The organism is Flavobacterium sp. 9AF, assembly GCF_902506265.1.
Lineage (GTDB): Bacteria > Bacteroidota > Bacteroidia > Flavobacteriales > Flavobacteriaceae > Flavobacterium.
In genome coordinates this window covers 1-20,064 of the sequence record NZ_LR733586.1, presented here as the reverse complement: position 1 = coordinate 20,064, position 20,064 = coordinate 1, and the positions used below count along the sequence as shown (strand labels likewise).

Genomic DNA, 20,064 nt, shown 5'->3' with positions numbered 1-20,064 from the left:
GAGCTGCTTTTTTTATTCCTTTATGATTTCCTTTATAACCCATTTCTTTTTTTTATTTGAATAAAAACAAGAAACTTTTTTTCGATTAAAATAGTCAAAAACCTCTAAGTAAGCGTTTTCTTGTGGTTTGTCTATTAAAACCCTACTTAAACTAATAACTGCTAAACCATTATTATTTCTAACTTCTCCTTCAAAAATGGAATCAACAGGAATTGTTTTAATATTTACAGAGCAATTCAAAAAATCACGATTATAAACTGCTCTTGTACCTAAAGAATCATATAGAGAGAAGAAATAGTTTTCTGTTCCTTTAATTTCATCTGAAGAAATCTCCCATAATGAGTCAACTATTCCAAAGGTTACTTTTTTATGTTGAGGTATTAGTTTTATAAAATTAGACCTATATTTTTGAATTTCATTGTTTGTCCTTAGCCATTCTTTTGCATTAACAGTATTTATACTATCTAATTCCTTTTTGGAAATGATTTTACTATGTGTTTCATACGGTGGAGGTAGAAATACAGGTTGTTTTTTGTAATAATCTTTAATTATATTAGGCAACACATCGCACAATACTTCTGCTTCTAGTTGTTCGTAGGTTTTATCTATTGATTTTGTCTTTTCTTTACAATTGATAAAAAACAAGGATAGTATTAAAATAAAAGTACCTTTTCTCATAACACAAAATTAATAAGAAAAGGTACTTCAAATATTAAGCCTAATTTGTGAGATGCTAAAAGGAGTTCAGCATCTAAAATAAATTAAGCCGAATTTCGACTGGCATTAATATTTCCAAACAAGGATCGGGTTACGATTTTTTCATAAACTGCAATTTGATTTTCATCTGGATTGTCGCTCTCTTTTAAGGCTTTAATTTTTAATAAAGCATATTGTTGTATGGTGAGCAAGGGTAAGACAATTTTTTCACGCATGGCTACCGAAGCTTTTCCATCGGGATAATTTTCCATTAATTCCGTAAAACCTGATATTTTCAATAATAATCGTTTTGTCTCCAAATATTCAGTATGAATAATCGTCCAAAACGCACCATATTCAGGATCTTTTTGCATATAAGCCGTTAATGGGAAAAATGATTTGCTCAAAGCCATCATACTGTTTTCTAATAACGTTTTAAAGAATAAGGAGTTCTTGTATAAATTTTGAACATCTTCCCAATTTCCATTTTCTTCAAAATATTTTAAAGCTGTTCCTACACCAAAAAAACCAGGTACGTTTTGTTTCAATTGACTCCACGAACCTACAAAAGGAATGGCTCTTAAATCGTCTAAATTGAGTTGGGCCGATTGTTTTCTTTTCGAAGGACGACTTCCAATATTCGTTTTAGCATAATAATTTAAGGTACTCATGTTTTCCAAGTAAGGAACAAATTTTGGGTGCTTTTTGAAATCGATATATTTTTGATAGCTAATTTCCGAAAGTTTCTGCATCACTTCTTTTTCCTTTTCCGTCAAATGATTTTCTTCATGATGAAAAACCTGATTATTGGCTCCAGCACTCAAAAGATTTTCTAGATTGTAACGACAAGAATCGAGTGTACCAAAGTTGGAACTAATTGTTTGTCCTTGAATAGTCAATTGAATTTGCTTGTTTTCTATTTCTGGGCCTAAAGAAGCATAAAACTGATGTGTCTTTCCACCACCACGCGCTGGAGGACCACCACGACCATCAAAAAAGACAACTTTAATGTTGTATTTTCGAGACATGGCTGAAATAGCCGTTTTGGCTTTATAAATTCCCCAATTGGCCATTAAATAACCACCATCTTTGGTACCGTCAGAAAAACCAAGCATAATGGTTTGTTGGTTTCCTCTTTTTTCTAAATGTTCTTTATATGTGGGATTGGTATACAATTGTTCCATAACAGTATCTGCTTTTTCCAAATCGTCTACACTTTCAAAAAGAGGTACAATATCTACTGGAGGATTTTTCCAATTGGTTAAACGAAATAAAGACAAGGCTTCCATCACGTTTAAAGCACTTTCATTATTACTAATAATATAACGGTTACAGCCTAATTCACCGTTTTTTTCTTGAATAGTTTTAATGGCTCTGATAGAACCTAAAGTTGATTTTGTACCTATTTCAGAAAAATCATCTTCATTTAAATTTGCAGTAACCGTGGATAAAATTTCAATTTTTGCAGCTTCGTCTAATTCATTATAATTTACAGAAAATAAGGCAGGATTTTTGGAAATAATATCTTGAAAAACCGCTTGATGAATTTTACTGTTTTGTCTAATATCTAAAGTAGCAAAATGGTACCCAAATACTTTTACTTTGTTCAATAAATCATCAATTTCGTTAAGATATAATGATTGGTGTTTATCTATTAAAAGATCTTTTACTTTATTTAATTCGGTCAATAATTCTTCTTTGGAAATGAAAACCGTTCCTTCCGAATAAAAAACCGATCGATACAATTTATTTTCAATAACACTGATTACTTCTTCTACTCCTGAAAAGGTCAACTTTCTTTTTAATTTTCGAATATCTAAATAATAGCATTTCAAAATAGCGGTGCGCAATCTGTCGGCTACTTTTAAAGTGATTTCTGTGGTTACAAATGGATTTCCATCGCGATCTCCACCAGGCCAAAAACCAAGATTTAAAATATCATTTTGCAATACCGATTTTTTCTTAAAAATATTCTTTTGGATGTATTGCATCATTTCGCCAACAGTATGGTAAAATACATTTTCCAAATACCAAATTAAACTTACCGCTTCGTCAAAAGGTGTTGGTTTTTCCTTTTTTATAAAAGGTGTTTTTCCTAATTGTGCCAATAATTCTTTGATAGCATTTAAATCATTTATCTTAATGGCCTCGGTCAAATCGGTAATAATTCCTAAAACAGAGCCCGGATAAAATTGGGTTGGATGCGCAGTTAAAACCGTTCGCACCTTAAATTCGTTCAAAAAAGCAATTAATTCTTCTTTTTTAAAGCGTTGTTCTGCTCTTTCTTTCATACTTCGTAAAGAACTACTGCCTTCCATATTGTTTACTATATTGAAAGCGGCATCTTCAATAGCATCAAACAAAACTACTTGTCTTTCTACATATTGAATAAAACGAAACATTAAATCTATCTTCTCTTTTTCTGAAGCGTTTTCAAGATATTTTGTGGTAAAATTTTCGAAAATCTCATCTGGACTTTGATTGTTTTTATAACCTTGCTGACAAACATCTGAAAAAAGCGGTAATAAAACGCCTGTATTGTTAATTTCATCATAAGGAAGTGTAATAAAGATACTATTGTAAATATTAAACTTGGAAGCTACGTTTTGTTCAAAACGCTCTAGTTTGGGTAAAGAATACATTGCGAATAAATTTGACACTAAATTACGTTAATAATTTTAAAGAATTCCAATGTTTCGTGTTATAAAACAAACACTTTGTTATTTTTTTATGAATTTCTTAAATTAATTCGAATATTTTTCCTGGTAAAGGTCTAATAATACCTTTTAATTCCATATTTAATAAAATAGAAGAGGTTTTAAATATAGGGAAATCACATTCTAATGAGATAATATCGATAAGTTCACTATTTTTTACTAGAAGATAATTGTATATTTTTTCTTCTTCTTCAGTGAGGGAAACAAATAATTGTTTTTGTATTCCTTTTTCTTCTTTTATCTTTTTGGAATCAATGTCCCAATTCAGATTATAAAGAAGGTCTGCAGCACAGGTAAGAGAATAAGCACGTTGTGTTTTAATTAAATTGTTACAACCTTGACTGTATTTATCGGTAGTTCTTCCTGGAACAGCAAAGACGTCTCTATTGTAATCGTTTGCAATTTGAGCTGTAATTAGTGAGCCACCTTTCTCAGCACTTTCTATTACAATAGTAGCTTCGCTAATACCAGCGACAATACGATTTCTTTTTACAAAGTTTTCTCTATCCGGTTTTGAATTGCTCCAAAATTCGGTTAAAAAGCCACCCTTTTCTTCCATTTTTACCATATATTTTTTATGAGATTTAGGGTAAATTTGGTTTAGACCATGTGCTAAAACGCCTATTGTTTGTAATCCAAATTCCATGGCTGCTTGATGGGCAACGATATCTACACCATACGCAAAGCCACTTACAATAATGGGTTGTAAAGGGGCTAATTCTTCGATTATTTTTTTGGTCATTTCGGAACCATATGTAGTTACTTGTCGGGTACCCACAATGCTAATTATTTTTTGATTCTTGAGACTGATATTTCCAGAAGTAAATAATAGAACCGGTGCGTCAAAACATTGTTTGAGTCTTTCAGGATAAAGATCATCTAAATAGTGCCAAGTTGAAATGTTTTCGTTTTCGATAAAAAGTAACTCTTTTTCCGTCTTTTGAAAAATGAAGGGGTCTTGGAGGTTTTTTAATACGGTTTTACCAATACCTTCAATTTTAGCAAGGGTTGTGGATTTACTTTTGAAAACAGCTTCTGCGGAACCGCAATTTTGAATTAGTTTTTTGGCAAGAATATCACCAATTCCTTCCACTTGCAATAATGCAAGCGTGTAGTATAAATCGTTTTGTAACATGGCGTGTAATAAATAAATGGCTTATATAATACACAAAAGTAGGTTTAATTTTGGAATTATCAAAAAAGTAAAAAGCTAACTCATTAGCCCTGATGGAAGTGGAAATCTTGTCATTGGGAGGAACGAAGAAATGACAAATTGAAGCGAACAGCAGGAATTATGATTGCAAAAATAACCAAACCATTCGCTCCAAATACTTATTTTAATAAACGAACAATATCTTTGGCAAAATAACTTGCGATGATATCGGCACCTGCTCTTTTAATTGCAGTTGTTTGTTCTAACATAATAGCATCATGATCGAGCCAGCCTTTTTCAGCTGCCGCTTTAATCATTGCGTATTCACCTGAAACTTGGTATACAGCTACAGGTACTTCAGACATGTTTTTAATTTCTCTAACAATATCTAAATAAGCAATACCTGGTTTTACCATTACAATATCTGCACCTTCTTCAATATCCATTCGAGTTTCTCGAATAGCTTCTTCTCTATTATGGAAATCCATTTGATATGTTTTTTTGTCTTTTGGAATATTCATTAAATCTACTGGAGCAGAATCTAATGCATCTCTAAAAGGGCCATAATGAGCAGAAGCGTATTTTGCACTATAACTCATGATACCTGTATTAATGAAATTTTCTTCTTCCAGTAATTCGCGAATATCTAATATGCGACCGTCCATCATGTCGCTTGGAGCCACAAAATCTGCACCAGCCTTTGCATGAGACAGAGCCATTTCTGCTAAAAAATGGGATGTAATATCATTGACTATTTGTCCATTTTCTATAATACCATCGTGTCCATAAATAGAATAAGGATCCAAAGCTACATCTGTCATTACTACCATTTCTGGTACAGCATTTTTAATCATTTTAACAGCTCTTTGCATTAATCCATCTGGATTTAGGGCTTCCGTTCCTTTATTATCTTTTAAATTATCTGGGACTTTTACAAAAACTAAAACCGATTTTAAACCCATTGCCCATAGTTCTTTTACTTCTTTTTCTAGAAGGTCTAAACTGTATCTGTAATAATTAGGCATTGATGGGATTTCATTTTTTATTCCTTTTCCTTCTACAACAAAAAGGGGAACAATAAAATCATTTGGAGTTAATATGGTTTCACGAACAAGAGAACGGATGCTTTCGTTTGTTCTTAATCTTCTATTTCTTCGTAATGGGAACATAATTATAACTTTTTAAAATATTTTCTTTTCTAATAATTCGAATACTTTTTTTATTTTTTTATTTTCTTTAAATCGATAACCAATGAAAAAGTCGATATACAATTTAGAATTAATTAATTCAGCGGTTTTAGAATTGTCGTATTGATAGTCTCTAAAATTACTTTTAATTCCTCCAAAAAGGTTTTTATTATTATAACCTAAGGAAAGATTTAAATCCAAATTAAAATTCATGTTAGTCGATTTTAGAATTGTTTCATGATCTATATTTTTTTCATAAAGATAACTCTTAGAGCGATTTAAACCAATTCCTGGATGTGCACCTAAAGTTGCAAACCATTTTCTACTCAAAATAAAATTATGCATATAACCATATTGGAAAATAGCGTCAAAAGAGTATACTTTAATTAAAGATTTTTCAGTTTCATCTATTCTTTTCGATTTTAATCTATTAAAGTAATAGCCAACGGATGGTATAAAACTTCCTGCATTTTTAACTTGTCTTTCGGTCATGTTTTCAAAAGCGCGGTAAGAAAAATTATTGTTTAAAATATAAAAGGTCTTACCACCTATTGTTCTTATTTCTAATTGAGGATAAATATCTAAAGGTTCTAATTGTAATGGACTTTCAACATAAAAACCTTTTGTGATTTTAAAATCTACTTCTTGTCTTAATCTATCCGTGTAAAAATATTTAAAACTCAAATCGAGAGTTTTTGTTTCACCATATATAGACTCATCTTTTGCATAAAAATTGGGAGAATAAGAAACAAATAATCCTAAAAACTTATAATCAAAAGAGAATCTTAGTTTTGTTTTTTGATTGGGCACAAACCGACTTTCATTGCCAAATGGTTTACTTAAATTAGGAATGGTATAGTTATCCACATCACTGTTTATATCTATTTTGAAAATCATTTTATCAAAATAATTTATCCTATAATTAGGATCATATTTATGCATTTTAGCATGTAATAATTCACCTTCATCTTGGGCATAAAGAAACTGGATAAATAATAATATGTATGCACAAAATGGTTTCAATTATAATAAGTTTACACCCAATCAATAGGTTTTTCTAAAATACTAATTAATTTTTCTTCTTCGCTGTCTTTTTCAGGAAGATAATTATATACCCATTGTACATGTGGAGGTAAACTCATTAAGATACTTTCAATTCTTCCATTTGTTTTTAATCCAAATAATGTTCCTTTATCGTGAACGAGATTAAATTCTACATATCTTCCTCGACGAATTTCTTGCCAATTTTTTTGTTCTGAATTATAACTTAAATTTTTACGTTTTTCAACAATGGGTATATAGGCATTTAAAAAACTATTTCCAACTTCGGTTACAAAATTATACCAATTTTCCATTGAAAAAGAGTCTGTTTCCTTACAATAATCAAAAAATAAACCACCTATTCCACGTGCTTCATTACGATGTGCATTCCAGAAATAACTATCACATTGTTTTTTAAATTTTGAATAAAATGAAGTATCGTGTTTATCGCATGCTGTTTTACATGTTTGATGAAAATGTTTAGCATCTTCTTCAAACAAATAGTAGGGAGTCAAATCTTGTCCGCCTCCAAACCAACGATTCATTACATTTCCTTTTTCATCATACATTTCAAAATATCTCCAATTTGCATGAACTGTTGGTACCATTGGGCTTTTAGGATGAATGACTAAACTTAATCCACAAGCAAAAAAATCAGCTTCACCAACATTGAATAGCTTTTGCATGGTATCTGGTAATTTACCATGAACTGCTGAAATATTAACACCACCTTTTTCAAAAACGTTTCCATTTTCAATTACACGCGTTCTTCCACCACCACCTTCTGGACGTGTCCATAAATCTTCTTTAAAAAAAGCTTTTTCATCAATTTCTTCTAATCCTTTACAAATTTGATCTTGTAGATTTTGAATGTATGCGTAAAATTTATTTTTCATTTTATAATCTAAATTATATGCTTTTTATAATTATAGTTTGTACACGAGCATTAATCCACCTCGATATACAATCCACTCACCACTTTTGTTATATTTTTTGGCAGCATCATATCTTTCTTGATTACTTATTTTATAACCTTTGTAATATGCTTGACTTGACCCTCCTCCTAAAAACAATTCTAAATTCCATTTTTGATTAATTTCAAAGCTATATCCAGTTGTAACACCATACATTACATTGAAACCTTTCTGGTAATAATCGGTTGACCAATAATTGTATTTTTGCATAGTATAATTACTTACACCTATATGTGTACCCAAAAAAAATCCTTTATTAACTATTTTAGAATAGTATCTAAATTCAGGAAAAAGCATAATAAATTTTTGTGGTGCATGCTGGACTGACTCCCAAAAAGAAGCCGTTAAATCAACTTGAAAGGAAGTTTTTTTTCCTAAAGGAATTTCGTAACCAAAATTTGGAATTCCTAATAAAGCAGAAGCTACATTTCCTTTAATATTTTGACTTTTGACTGTTAAAATGGCAAATTGGAAAAACAAAAAGAGTATGAAAATCTTTTTTATTTTGAAAATCAGATTCATAATTCATACTCTTTTTATTAGTAAAATAGTTTTTCTTATTTATTATATTCTTTCACTGCTTCTACAAATGCTTTTGCATGATCTACAGGAATATTAGGTAAAATACCATGTCCTAAATTTACAATATAATTATCTTTACCAAATTCATCAATCATTTCATGAACCATTTTTTTGATTACAGGAATTGGAGATAACAATCGTGCAGGATCAAAATTACCTTGAAGTGTCTTTTTACCACCTGTAAGATAACGCGCATTTTTTGGGGAGCAAGTCCAATCCACACCAATAGCTGCTGCTTTAGATTTTGACATATCATTAAGCGCAAACCAGCAACCTTTTCCAAACACAATTACTTTTGTCTCCTCGGCTAAGGCCTCTACAATTTGATTAATGTATTGCCATGAGAATTCGGTGTAATCTGTTGGTGAGAGCATTCCACCCCAAGAATCAAATATTTGCACTGCATTTACACCATGTTTAACTTTCTCTTTTAAATATAAGATAGTGGTATCAGTAATTTTTTGAAGAAGTTGGTGTGCTGCAACTGGATTAGAGAAACAAAATCCTTTCGCTTTATCAAAACTTTTAGAACCTTTCCCTTCTACTGCATAACAGAAAATGGTCCAAGGAGAACCTGCAAAGCCAATAAGAGGCACTTCATTTTCCAATTTTTCTTTAGTCATATCTATAGCGTCCATGACATATCCTAATGTTTCGTTAATATTGGGAACGAAAACGCGTTCAACATCTTTTGCTGTACGAATGGGATTAGGTAAAACAGGTCCTATATTGTCTTGTAGTTCTACATCGATTCCCATTGCTTGAGGAACCACAAGAATGTCTGAAAATAGAATAGCAGCGTCAGGTTTTACAATGCGTATAGGCTGTACAGTAATCTCAGAGGCTAATTCTGGAGTTTTACATCTTGTAAAGAAATCATATTTTTCCTTTATTGCCATAAACTCTGGCAAGTAACGCCCAGCTTGACGCATCATCCAAACAGGCGGTCTTTCAACTGATTCGTTATTGAGTGCTTTTAAAAATAAATCGTTTTTTAACATTTAATTTTTGATTTAAATAGGTAATATTCTTTTTAAGAATGTACCAATTAGGTATAATATTTTATTACTTCTTCTATTACGTTTTCAACTGTGGGTTCCGAAGCAACTATAATTTTATTTTTTTCTTTTAAGGATGAATCGGTTTCTAATGCTTGAGCAGTAGTATGACCAATACAAAAACAAACTTGATTAGTTATGCTATTTTTTTGTAAATAACTTTGCACTGCAGAAGGGCTAAAAAACAAAATAGCATTTGTTTTAGAATTAATAATTTTAGATTTAAAAAAAGTTTGATAAACTGAAATTTCATCTAACTGAATTTTATTATCCTCTAATTTCCTTGGAAGAATATCCTTGCGTAAGGATCCAGAAAAAAAAGTAAATGACTTTTGGAAATACTCTTTACAAATGACTTCAGCTAATGTATTGGCATCTTTTTGATGTATTATTACATTGAAGCCTTTCTTTTCTAGAAATTTTTTTGTTTTTTCTCCCACACAAAAACAATCTTTTTCTTTAATCAGCTTAATATTAATGTTTTTCAAGACACTCTTTACTGCGTTTTTACTAGTAAAAATAAGGTATTCATTAATATTATTAACTATAAAATTAATTCTTTTTATTTTTATAAAATTAGTATGAATAAGAGAAAACTTTTCTTTATCAAATAAATTAATTTGTTGTTCAGTAAGTTTTTTAGTACTTAAAACAATCATTTAAATTTTTTTATTTCTCAAATCATATTCTTCTTGACCCATACAGTAATTTTCGATATCTTTATTATTTCCGTAAACCACAAGGATATCATCTTCTAAAACTATAGTATCTGGATGAGGTCTCCCTATAGATTCTTTTACAATTGTTTTTTTACCAATAAGATTTCTTTTTTCTTTTTTACGAATAATGGTAACCAAAGTTAAACTATATTTATCTACCGAATCTAACTCTCCAAGTGTTCTTCCATAGAACTCTTTTTTTGCTTTTACTTCAGAAATCGTAAAATTATTATCCAATTGATAATTTTCTAAAGTTGATTTAAAATTAATCTGTTTTGTTAAACGATCAGCAGAATCTTGTTCAGGATGAATAATACTATAAATACCCATAGCCTCCAAAACAGTATCATGTATAGGAGATAATGCTCTACTTATAATTTTTACATCACTCAATTTTTTAATAATAGCAGTAGTAATAATTGCAGCACCTTCATTTTCTCCTATGGCAACTACTACTTTATCAGCATCTTTTAAGGGAACTGCTTCATAAGCTAATTCATTAGTTGAGTCCATACAAATGGCATGAGAAATTTTATCTTTTACAAGATTTACTTTATCCATTTGTTTATCAATACCAATAACTTCATTTCCTGTTTCAGTTAAACTTAACGACAGGGACATTCCAAAATTTCCAAGTCCAAAAACAATTATTTTCATTTGAAACTTTTTTAGTTAATCAAAATATTTTCTTTTGGGAGTTCATAAAACTGGTGATTCATTTGTCTTAGCAAACCAACCATCAAGTTAAGCATCCCTATTCTTCCAATAAACATTACAGCTATAATAACATACTTGCTAGGTTCTGATAGCGTAGGAGTAAAATTTAAGCTTAATCCAACAGTACTGTAAGCAGAAAAACACTCAAAAACCACTGTTAAAACAGGTGTGTCTTTTGGTTCAAAAATTAATAATGCCATAATAGCTATTCCTATAACAATAAGAGAAATACACAAAATAGCAAATGCTCTTGATGTGGATTCACTACTGATTCTTCTTCCAAAAATTTGTATTCTGCTTTTTCCTTTGGCAATACTGAATATATTTAATGTTGCCAATGCAAAAGTACTCGTTTTTACACCACCAGCTGTAGAAGCAGGTGAGCCACCAATCCACATTAAAAATATTACAAAAAGCAAAGAGGGAACACTCATTTTTGAATAATCAATTACATTAAATCCTGCTGTTCTGGGTGTTACTGAGCTAAATGCAGCATTAGTAATTTTACCAAAAAATGTAGGATGTTCTACTAGTGTATAATCATATTCTGAAATGAATAAAAAGATCCATCCACCAAATAGAAGTATTATTGTTGTATAGATTACAATTTTAGTATTTACTGTAATCACTGGAACTTGTTTATGAATTAATTTATTATCAAAAAATTCTAAAACATGTGTTTTAATATATTTATAAAAATTAAAAACAATGTTATGACCTAATCCTCCAAAAACAATGAGAATCATAACGATCCACTGAAAAAAGTAGTGAAATCGAATACTTTCATCATATAATCCTGCAGAAAAAATTGAAAATCCAGCGTTGCAGAAAGCAGATATTGAATGAAAAATGGAGAAAAAGAATTTGTTTGTTATAGCATAATTATTTGCAATAGAAAAGTAGATAAATATTGCACCTACAATTTCAACTCCTACAGTAAAAATAACCACATTTAATGCCGCTCTAAAAACATCCCGAAGACCTTCTTGAGCTATAAAATCTTTAGTATTCAATCCTTCTTTAAAAGAAGAACTACCTCTAAAAAAGAACGCAAAGAATGAAGTAAAAGTAAGTATTCCTATTCCTCCTAATTGGATAAGAACTAGAATAATAGACTGACCAACAGTTGTAAAATCAGCTCCAGTATCTACTACAGCTAACCCTGTTACACATACTGCACTAGTAGCTGTAAATAATGCATTAGTAAAACTGATGCCGTTTGTGGTTGCACTAGGAAGCATTAAGAGAAAACCGCCAGATAAAGCTAAAATTAAAAAACTCCCAACAAAAACAATTGCGGGATTGAAATAGATATCATAAATATGCCTTACTAAAACCAGTAGACGAAGTAGAAAGTACACAATTAAACCACCTTCTAAAACAGGTTTTATTTTTTGTAATATATAATGATAACTAAAATCAGTATTTAAAAATGCGATAATTAAAGAAGAGACTAGTAGCAAAGAAATGATAATCATGTTTACAAATGCTACTTTTTTATTGCTCTTATACTTATAGATAAAAAATTTAAAAGTATTAAAAAGGAGTAGTAAAAAAGTTAGAATTAATAAACCTATTACATGAGGACTATTAAAGTTTTCTGCAAAATCGTATCCAAAATCAAATACTATAAATAATAATACAATGATATCAAAAAACCTATAAATATAGTTGAGTAATGATTCTCTTTCCATTTTATTAGTGATTTATTTCACTTTAATTGTTTTCGAAGTTCTTTCATTAAAGAATCACCACCACGAGTTAAAATTTCATTAGCGCAATCTTTTCCAAAAGATTTATATTCAGCAAAATTACAACTTTTTTTAATGTAAATTTTTTCTTTTCCGTCTAAAGAAAATAAAGCACCTTCAAAATAGATATTTTCATTCTGAATTGTGGCTAATGCACCTATTGGTGCTGTACAACCGCCTTCTAGAGTTTTTAAAAAATGTCTTTCAATGTAGGTACAAATAGCAGTTTCTCTATCATTTAATTTTGATAATGCTTCTAGAGAAAAAACGTCATTTTCCATAGCAACTACAAGCATTGCTCCTTGTGCAGGTGCAGGAATCATCCAGTCTAAATTAATAAAAGTATCTGGTTTTAAATTGATTCTTTCTAAACCTGCTGCGGCAAAAATAGCGCCATTCCAAAGGTTATCTTTTAATTTTTGTAAACGTGTATTTACATTACCTCTTAAATCTTCTACTTCATGTGTAGGATATTTATGAAGCCATTGCGCTTTTCTTCTCAAACTTCCAGAGGCTATTATTCCGCTAGCATTTAAAAAATCTAAATTTCCTTTATGTACTAATATATCTAAGGTGCTTGCTCTTTCAAGTACTGCTGCTTGCACGATGCCTTTTGGTAAACTAGTAGGTACATCTTTCATAGAATGAACAGCAATATCTACTTCACCTTTCAACATAGCTATATCTAAAGTTTTAGTAAAAATACCTGTGATACCTAATTCATATAAGGGTTTATCTAAGATAATATCACCAGTAGATTTTACAGCTATAATTTCAGTATTATATCCTAAGGCAATTAGTTTTTTCTGGACAGTGTGTGCTTGCCAAAGTGCTAGTTCACTATCGCGAGTACCTATGCGTATTGTTTTTTTCAAAAGAAGTAATTTAATGGTTTAACTGAAATACCTTTTCAATCCACTCAATACTCTCATCAACCATTGTACTTTCATCTTTTAAATGATTAGCAAAATGAGTTGTAATTTTTTGAATGATTCTATTGCTAATAATTTCAGCTTGTTCTTCATTAAAATTATCTATTTTTTTTCTTTGATAATTTAATTCGGATTTTTTTATATCTGCCAATTTTTCTTTTAAAGAATGTATGGTTGGTGCAAATTTCCTTGCTTTAGACCAATTCATAAATTCTTCCACAATTGCTTCTATAATTTTTTCAGCAGCAGGAATATGCTCTTTTCTTTTTTCTATAGTTTCATCGGTTACTTGAGATAAATAATCCAAATGAACTAAAGATACTTCAGAAAGATTTGTAACATTTTCATTTACATTTTTTGGTATGGAAAGATCTAAAATAAGTAATGGTTTTTTTAAATTTAGAATAGCGGCATCAATTGTTGGGTTTTGTGCTCCTGTTGCCACCACCAAAACATCTGCTTTTTGAATTTCTAAATGTAAATCTGCATACTCTTTTACAATTAAATTAAATTTTCCAGCTATTTTTTCTGCTTTTTCTTTGGTTCTGTTTATTAAAACAATATGATTATTTTTTGTATGTTTAACCAAGTTTTCACAAGTGTTTCTACCTATTTTGCCTGTTCCAAATAAGAGGATGTTTTTATTGCCTACATCATTAACATTATTCATAATGTATTGCACTGAAGCAAATGATACTGATGTGGCTCCTGAACTAATTTCTGTCTCGTTTTTTACCCTTTTGCTAGCTTGAATAACAGCATTAACCAAGCGTTCAATATAACTATTACCTAATCCTAACTTTTTACTTTCAGTAAAACCAATTTTAATTTGAGAGATAATTTCAAAGTCTCCTAAAATTTGACTATCTAAACCAGTACCTACTCTAAATAAATGATTTACAGCTTCTTTGTTTTTATATATGTAAGCGATTTTTTGAAAATCCTCTACTGTTCCTAAACTATTATCACATAATAATTTTATCAATTGAAATGGGTGCTCTGCGAAGCCATAAATCTCTGTACGATTACAGGTTGAGATAACAAAAAGACTTTCAATATTTTCTCTTTTAGCTTGTTCTAATAAATCAATTCTAGTTTTATCATTTAAACTAAATTTTCCCCTCATTTCTGCATCCGCTTTCTTGTAACTCAATCCAACAGCATAAAATGTAGTATGTTTTACTCTTGTAAAATTCTCCATAAATTGTATTTACCTAAAAGTAAAAACAAAAGTAGTACACTGTGAGTTTTAAAAATAACGCTCAAAGGACTTTTTATATCGATTGCAGAATTTTTAATAAAATTATGATTTGTTTTTTGTTTTTGCTGTATTTTTGTAGTAAAATTGGTTAATCAGAAGATTTTTATTTATAACCAATCTAAATAAGTTTAATTTTGGAAATCTTTTTATTAACTAAAAAAACAACGCTATGAGTTCATTAGAAGAAATAAAAATTGAACCAGACTTTACCTTACTTCGTTTTCAAAATGATTCAGATATCATGGAACGAGTTGAAAAACAAGTAAAAACAGGTTTGATACAGTTTCACTTTAATGTGAAAGGTAGAGCGAAATTTATTTTCAATCAAGGTACTTATGCTTTGGATTTAAATGAAGAAAAGTCACTTTTACTTTATAATCCGCAAAAAGAATTGCCTTTACATTTAGAAATTAGCCCAAAATCTTGGATAATCTCAATGCTAATTTCTATTAAAAAATTTCATGCTCTTTTTTCTAATGAAGCCGATGTAATTCCTTTTTTAAGTCAAGAAAATTTAGACAAGAAATACTATGGAGAAGAAGACATAAGTCCATCAATGGCTATTGTTCTCAATCAAATTTTCCATTACAATCAAAATTCTTCCATTAAAAATTTATATTTAAAAGGAAAAGGGTATGAATTAATGAGTTTGTATTTCAATCAAAATGAAGATCCAAATGCAGAACATTGCCCCTTTTTGATAGATGAAGAGAATGTTCTAAAAATAAAAAAAGCAAAAGAAATTGTTATTGAAAATATGGCCGAACCACCTGGCTTGCAAGAATTAGCTGATACTGTTGGGCTAACGTTAAAAAAATTGAAAGTGGGTTTCAAGCAAATTTATGGAGATAGTGTGTATAGCTTCCTATTTGATTACAAAATGGAATATGCTAGAAAAATGCTAGATTCTGGTTCTTACAATGTGAATGAAGTAGGATTAAAAGTAGGCTATAGTACATCCAGTCATTTCATTGCTGCCTTTAAGAAAAAATTTGGGACTACTCCTAAAAAGTATTTAATGAATTTAAATCTTAATGTATAAATCGATTGAAGCATTACTTTTAATAATAAAGCTATAATTAAAAAATAAAATAAACGAAAGAAGAGCATTTCCCGATTGTGTACTTTTATCAAATAGAAAAGATTACGAAAGAATTAGAACAAATGAAAAAAGGAGTATTATTAGTTAACCTAGGTTCGCCTGACAGTACAGAAGTTAAAGATGTAAAAAAATACTTAGACCAATTTTTAATGGACGAAAGGGTAATAGATGTTCCCTATTTACTAAGAGCTTTTTTGGTAAAAGGAATTATTTTAAACACTCGACCCAAAAAATCGGCAGCTGCATATAAAAAAATTTGGTGGGAAGAAGGCTCTCCATTAATAATCCTATCCAAAAGGTTGCAAAACAAAGTACAAGAAAATATAAGTGTACCTGTTTCCTTAGCTATGCGTTATGGTAACCCAAGTATAGAAGCTGGATTAAAAGAATTACACGATAAAGGTGCTACAGAAGTTTTATTGTTGCCACTTTATCCTCAATTTGCTATGGCTACAACTGAAACAATATTAGTTTTAGCTGAAAAAATTAGAAAAGAAAAATTTCCTGCTATGAAATTTACTATTCTGCCAGCATTTTATAATCAGAAAGATTATATAAGAGATTTATCAAATTCAATTAAAAGAGCACTTGAAACGTTTCATTCCGATTATTTGCTTTTTTCATATCATGGTGTTCCAGAGCGACATATTAAAAAAAGTGATGTAACGAAATCTCATTGTAAAATAGATGGTAGTTGCTGTAATACTCCTTCAAAAGCACATGAATTTTGTTATCGTCATCAATGTTATGAAACTACAAAACAAGTAGCAACATTCTTAGGTTTAGAAGAAGGAAAATACAGTACTTCTTTTCAATCTAGATTAGGCAGAGATCCATGGTTACAACCTTACACAGATGCCACTATCGATGGACTAGCACAGAAAGGAATCAAAAATCTTGCTGTTGTTACTCCAGCTTTCGTTTCAGATTGTTTAGAAACATTAGAAGAAATTGGGATGGAAGCAGCACATAGTTTTAAAGAAAATGGAGGTGAAAATTTCTTAAACATACCTTGTTTGAATGACAATGATGATTGGGTAAAAACATTAAGCCGCTGGATTGATCAGTGGGCATTACAAGAAAATTAATCCTACAATTCAAACTTGAAAATGAGCTATTGTATTTTAAAAGCATAAATAATTGTTTTTTATGATATTTTTGACAAAATGAATTTATATATACAAATGAAAATAACGTTAACGAATGGAATATAATTATATAAAAGCACTACATTTAATTTTTGTTATTACTTGGTTTGCAGGATTATTCTATATTGTTAGGTTATTTGTTTACCATGCCGAAGCCAAACAAAAACCACAACCAGAACAAGATATTTTAATTAAGCAATATCAGTTAATGCAGTACAGGCTTTGGTATATTATTACTTGGCCTAGTGCAGTTTTGGCGAGTTTTTTTGCTTTTTGGATGTTATTTTTTACCGAATCGGGAAAATTTTGGTTGACTCAACCATGGATGCATGTAAAATTGGCATTTGTTTTGTTGTTATACATTTATCATGGAAAATGCCATCAAATATTCAAACAATTACAACAAAATAATCTAAAAAACAGCTCTAATTTTTTTAGAATTTGGAATGAAGGTGCAACACTACTTTTATTTGCAATTGTTTTTTTAGTTATTTTAAAAAATGCTATCAATTGGATTTATGGCGTTATAGGTATTTTGGTTTTTTCTATACTAATTATGGTAGGTTTTAAATTTTATAAACGCATTAGAGAAAAAAATAAATAAGTGTTTCAAATTTTAAAAATAAAACATATTTCTCTCCGATTAAGAATATTTCTTTCCATGATATTCTTAACATTAATTGCTTCCATTTTAATCGCATTAGTTTCCTATTATCAATTTAAAAAAGAAGCAAGAGAATACCATCAAGACAGATTAGAAAGAAAAGAAAATGCAATCATTGAAAATATAAATTATATTCTTAACAATACTAGTTTTCCTCTCACAACCGAAAATATTCAATATATTTTTAAAGAAAAAATACATGAAATCGCTGACATTCATAGCTTAGAGATTAATTTTTTTGATCTGGAAGGGAACTTGATTATTTCTTCGAAACCTGTTTTTAAAATGGATAGCATTCGTCCAGAAATAAACAATTCTACACTTAAAATTTTACAAGGCACAATTGATAAAAGATATGTTGAATTTACTAAAATAGATGGCTTACCTTATCGATCTTCTTATAGCTATATTAAAGATAACAAGTTTAAACCATTAGCGATTCTTAATTTGCCTTATGAAGAAGATACTGAGTTTTATGATAATGAGATAAAAAACTTTCTGATTCGATTTAGCCAAGTTTATTTTGTAATGTTATTAATCTCTATCTTTTTATCCTATTTTCTATCTAGTTACATTACTAAATCTTTGAAAATAATATCAGACAAAATACAAGAAACTAATTTTAACCAGCAAAATCAGAAGATTGATTTGGATGAAGGAAGCAAAGAAATTAATCTATTGATTGAATCCTATAATAATATGGTGGATAAATTAGAGGATAGTGCTACAAAATTAGCCCAAAGCGAAAGGGAGCAGGCCTGGAGAGAAATGGCAAAACAGGTGGCACATGAAATTAAAAATCCGCTTACACCGATGCGATTAACAGTTCAAAGTTACCAAAGAAGGTTTGATACCAATGATCCTAAAGCCAAAGAAAAATTAGATGATTTTGCTAAAACATTAATTCAACAAATAGACACAATGAGTGCTGTAGCCAGTGCTTTTTCAAATTTTGCTTCTATGCCTGCACAACAAAATGAGACTCTCAATGTTGTTAATGTAGTACAATTAGCCTTAGATATTTTTAATGAAGATTTCATTCATTTTACTTTTTCAAGTGATGTAATAATTGCTAGTTTAGACAGAACACAATTAATTAGGGTTATTACCAATTTAGTAAAAAATGCCATACAAGCCATACCAGAAGAACAAGAGAATAAAGCTATCTTTGTAAAAGTATATCAAGACGAGGAAAATGTGATAATATCGGTAAAAGATAATGGAAAAGGAATTACGGAGCAAAACAAAGCACGTGTTTTTGAGCCTAAATTTACCACTAAATCAAGTGGTATGGGTCTAGGTTTAGCTATTATAAAGAATATTATTGAAAATTATAATGGAAGTATTACATTTGATAGTGAAGATGGCAAGGGCACAGAATTTCTAGTCACTTTTCCTGTAACAGAAGAAAAAGAACGTATTTAACAAAACAAAATAATTATAAATTTTAAAATGGAAAATATTTTAATTGAAAGATTCGATAATCTTGCTATTATTACTATTAACAGACCAGAAAAATTAAATGCATTAAATAAAGCCACTATTTTAGAATTGCATGAAGCGTTTAAATTATTAAATAACGATGTAACTATAAAAGCTATTATTTTAACAGGAAGTGGCGAAAAAGCTTTTGTCGCTGGAGCAGACATTTCTGAGTTTGCTAATTTTTCTGTAGAGGATGGTGGAAAATTAGCAGCCAAAGGACAAGAGTTGTTGTTTGATTTTGTACAAAATTTAACCACTCCAGTTATTGCTGCTGTAAATGGTTTTGCGTTAGGTGGTGGATTAGAATTGGCTATGGCTTGTCATTTTAGAATTGCATCAACGAATGCTAAAATGGGCTTACCAGAAGTAACTTTAGGCGTAATTCCTGGATATGGAGGAACTCAAAGATTGGCACAATTGGTTGGAAAAGGAAGAGCGATGGAAATGATTATGACAGCAAGTATGATTGATGCACAAACAGCTAAAGATTATGGATTAGTAAATCATGTTGTGGAACAAGCTGAATTAGTATCTTTTGCTAAAGAAATTGCTTTAAAAATTACTAAAAACTCTAGTACTGCAATAGCAAAAGCCATAGGAGCTATTAATGCGAATTTTGAAGACGGTACCAACGGATATCAAGTAGAAATTGAAAATTTTGGTGCTTGTTTTGGAACAGAAGATTTTAAAGAAGGAACAACGGCTTTCTTAGAAAAAAGAAAAGCTATTTTTAAGTAAGAAAATTATCATTTGACTAGTCCTAAAAAATCGATACAGATTTATTAGACAAAAATAATTAAATTAAACACTTGCAAGAACGTTCTTGCAAGTGTTTTTTCTTTTATAAGTTCTCATTTTTAGATTAGATTGTTGATGC

18 protein-coding genes are annotated in these 20,064 nt (G+C 29.9%); 5 read left to right on the top strand and 13 right to left on the bottom strand.

The features are described from left to right. Positions 1 to 12: 12 nt before the first annotated feature. The 13 genes from HALO113_RS15970 to hemA form a co-directional block, all read right to left on the bottom strand. A complete protein-coding gene (locus HALO113_RS15970; protein WP_159780117.1) occupies positions 13 to 678 on the bottom strand; it encodes a hypothetical protein in 666 nt (221 codons plus the stop codon). Positions 679 to 761: 83 nt separating this feature from the next. Further along, positions 762 to 3,338 carry a phosphoenolpyruvate carboxylase gene (locus HALO113_RS15965; protein WP_159780115.1) on the bottom strand — a complete coding sequence of 859 codons (2,577 nt, stop codon included), beginning with the start codon at positions 3,336 to 3,338 and terminating at the stop codon, positions 762 to 764. Positions 3,339 to 3,435: 97 nt separating this feature from the next. Then, a complete protein-coding gene (dprA, locus tag HALO113_RS15960) occupies positions 3,436 to 4,548 on the bottom strand; it encodes a DNA-processing protein DprA (protein WP_159780113.1) in 1,113 nt (370 codons plus the stop codon). 197 nt (positions 4,549 to 4,745) lie between these two features. Continuing rightward, a complete protein-coding gene (gene hemB, locus HALO113_RS15955) occupies positions 4,746 to 5,735 on the bottom strand; it encodes a porphobilinogen synthase (protein ID WP_159780111.1) in 990 nt (329 codons plus the stop codon). Positions 5,736 to 5,747: 12 nt separating this feature from the next. Then, on the bottom strand, positions 5,748 to 6,776 hold the full coding sequence (locus HALO113_RS15950) for a DUF4421 family protein (RefSeq protein WP_236554765.1): 1,029 nt from the start codon (positions 6,774 to 6,776) through the stop codon (positions 5,748 to 5,750). Between the two features lie 11 nt (positions 6,777 to 6,787). Continuing rightward, positions 6,788 to 7,690: an oxygen-dependent coproporphyrinogen oxidase gene (gene hemF / locus HALO113_RS15945; RefSeq protein ID WP_159780109.1), complete on the bottom strand. Its 903-nt coding sequence runs from the start codon at positions 7,688 to 7,690 to the stop codon at positions 6,788 to 6,790. A gap of 30 nt (positions 7,691 to 7,720) precedes the next feature. Continuing rightward, a complete protein-coding gene (locus tag HALO113_RS15940; protein WP_236554763.1) occupies positions 7,721 to 8,290 on the bottom strand; it encodes a DUF3575 domain-containing protein in 570 nt (189 codons plus the stop codon). Positions 8,291 to 8,325: 35 nt separating this feature from the next. Next, a complete protein-coding gene (hemE, locus tag HALO113_RS15935; RefSeq protein WP_159780107.1) occupies positions 8,326 to 9,351 on the bottom strand; it encodes a uroporphyrinogen decarboxylase in 1,026 nt (341 codons plus the stop codon). A 47-nt stretch (positions 9,352 to 9,398) separates the two neighbouring features. Further along, entirely contained in the window at positions 9,399 to 10,067 is a 669-nt protein-coding gene (locus tag HALO113_RS15930) for a uroporphyrinogen-III synthase (protein WP_159780105.1), read from the bottom strand. Continuing rightward, the gene (locus tag HALO113_RS15925; protein ID WP_159780103.1) at positions 10,068 to 10,784 is read right to left on the bottom strand and encodes a TrkA family potassium uptake protein; all 717 of its coding nucleotides are present in this window, start codon (positions 10,782 to 10,784) and stop codon (positions 10,068 to 10,070) included. A gap of 11 nt (positions 10,785 to 10,795) precedes the next feature. Beyond that, positions 10,796 to 12,538 (bottom strand): TrkH family potassium uptake protein, encoded by a 1,743-nt coding sequence (locus HALO113_RS15920; protein ID WP_159780101.1) that lies wholly within the window; start codon positions 12,536 to 12,538, stop codon positions 10,796 to 10,798. Between the two features lie 17 nt (positions 12,539 to 12,555). After that, positions 12,556 to 13,470, bottom strand: coding sequence for a hydroxymethylbilane synthase (gene hemC / locus HALO113_RS15915; protein ID WP_159780099.1), 915 nt, complete (start codon positions 13,468 to 13,470; stop codon positions 12,556 to 12,558). Positions 13,471 to 13,480: 10 nt separating this feature from the next. Then, positions 13,481 to 14,728, bottom strand: a complete 1,248-nt coding sequence (gene hemA / locus HALO113_RS15910; protein WP_159780097.1) for a glutamyl-tRNA reductase — start codon at positions 14,726 to 14,728, stop codon at positions 13,481 to 13,483. A gap of 229 nt (positions 14,729 to 14,957) precedes the next feature. Between hemA and HALO113_RS15905 the strand changes: the two genes are divergently transcribed. The 5 genes from HALO113_RS15905 (at position 14,958) to HALO113_RS15885 (ending at position 19,925) form a co-directional block, all read left to right on the top strand. Continuing rightward, positions 14,958 to 15,830, top strand: coding sequence for a helix-turn-helix transcriptional regulator (locus HALO113_RS15905; protein WP_159780095.1), 873 nt, complete (start codon positions 14,958 to 14,960; stop codon positions 15,828 to 15,830). A gap of 122 nt (positions 15,831 to 15,952) precedes the next feature. Then, positions 15,953 to 16,978, top strand: coding sequence for a ferrochelatase (hemH, locus tag HALO113_RS15900; RefSeq protein WP_159780093.1), 1,026 nt, complete (start codon positions 15,953 to 15,955; stop codon positions 16,976 to 16,978). Between the two features lie 115 nt (positions 16,979 to 17,093). Further along, complete coding sequence (locus HALO113_RS15895; RefSeq protein WP_159780091.1) at positions 17,094 to 17,642, top strand: CopD family protein; 549 nt, start codon at positions 17,094 to 17,096, stop codon at positions 17,640 to 17,642. A 57-nt stretch (positions 17,643 to 17,699) separates the two neighbouring features. After that, entirely contained in the window at positions 17,700 to 19,127 is a 1,428-nt protein-coding gene (locus HALO113_RS15890) for a PAS domain-containing sensor histidine kinase (protein ID WP_159780089.1), read from the top strand. Between the two features lie 27 nt (positions 19,128 to 19,154). Further along, complete coding sequence (locus HALO113_RS15885; RefSeq protein WP_159780087.1) at positions 19,155 to 19,925, top strand: enoyl-CoA hydratase/isomerase family protein; 771 nt, start codon at positions 19,155 to 19,157, stop codon at positions 19,923 to 19,925. Positions 19,926 to 20,064: the final 139 nt, after the last annotated feature.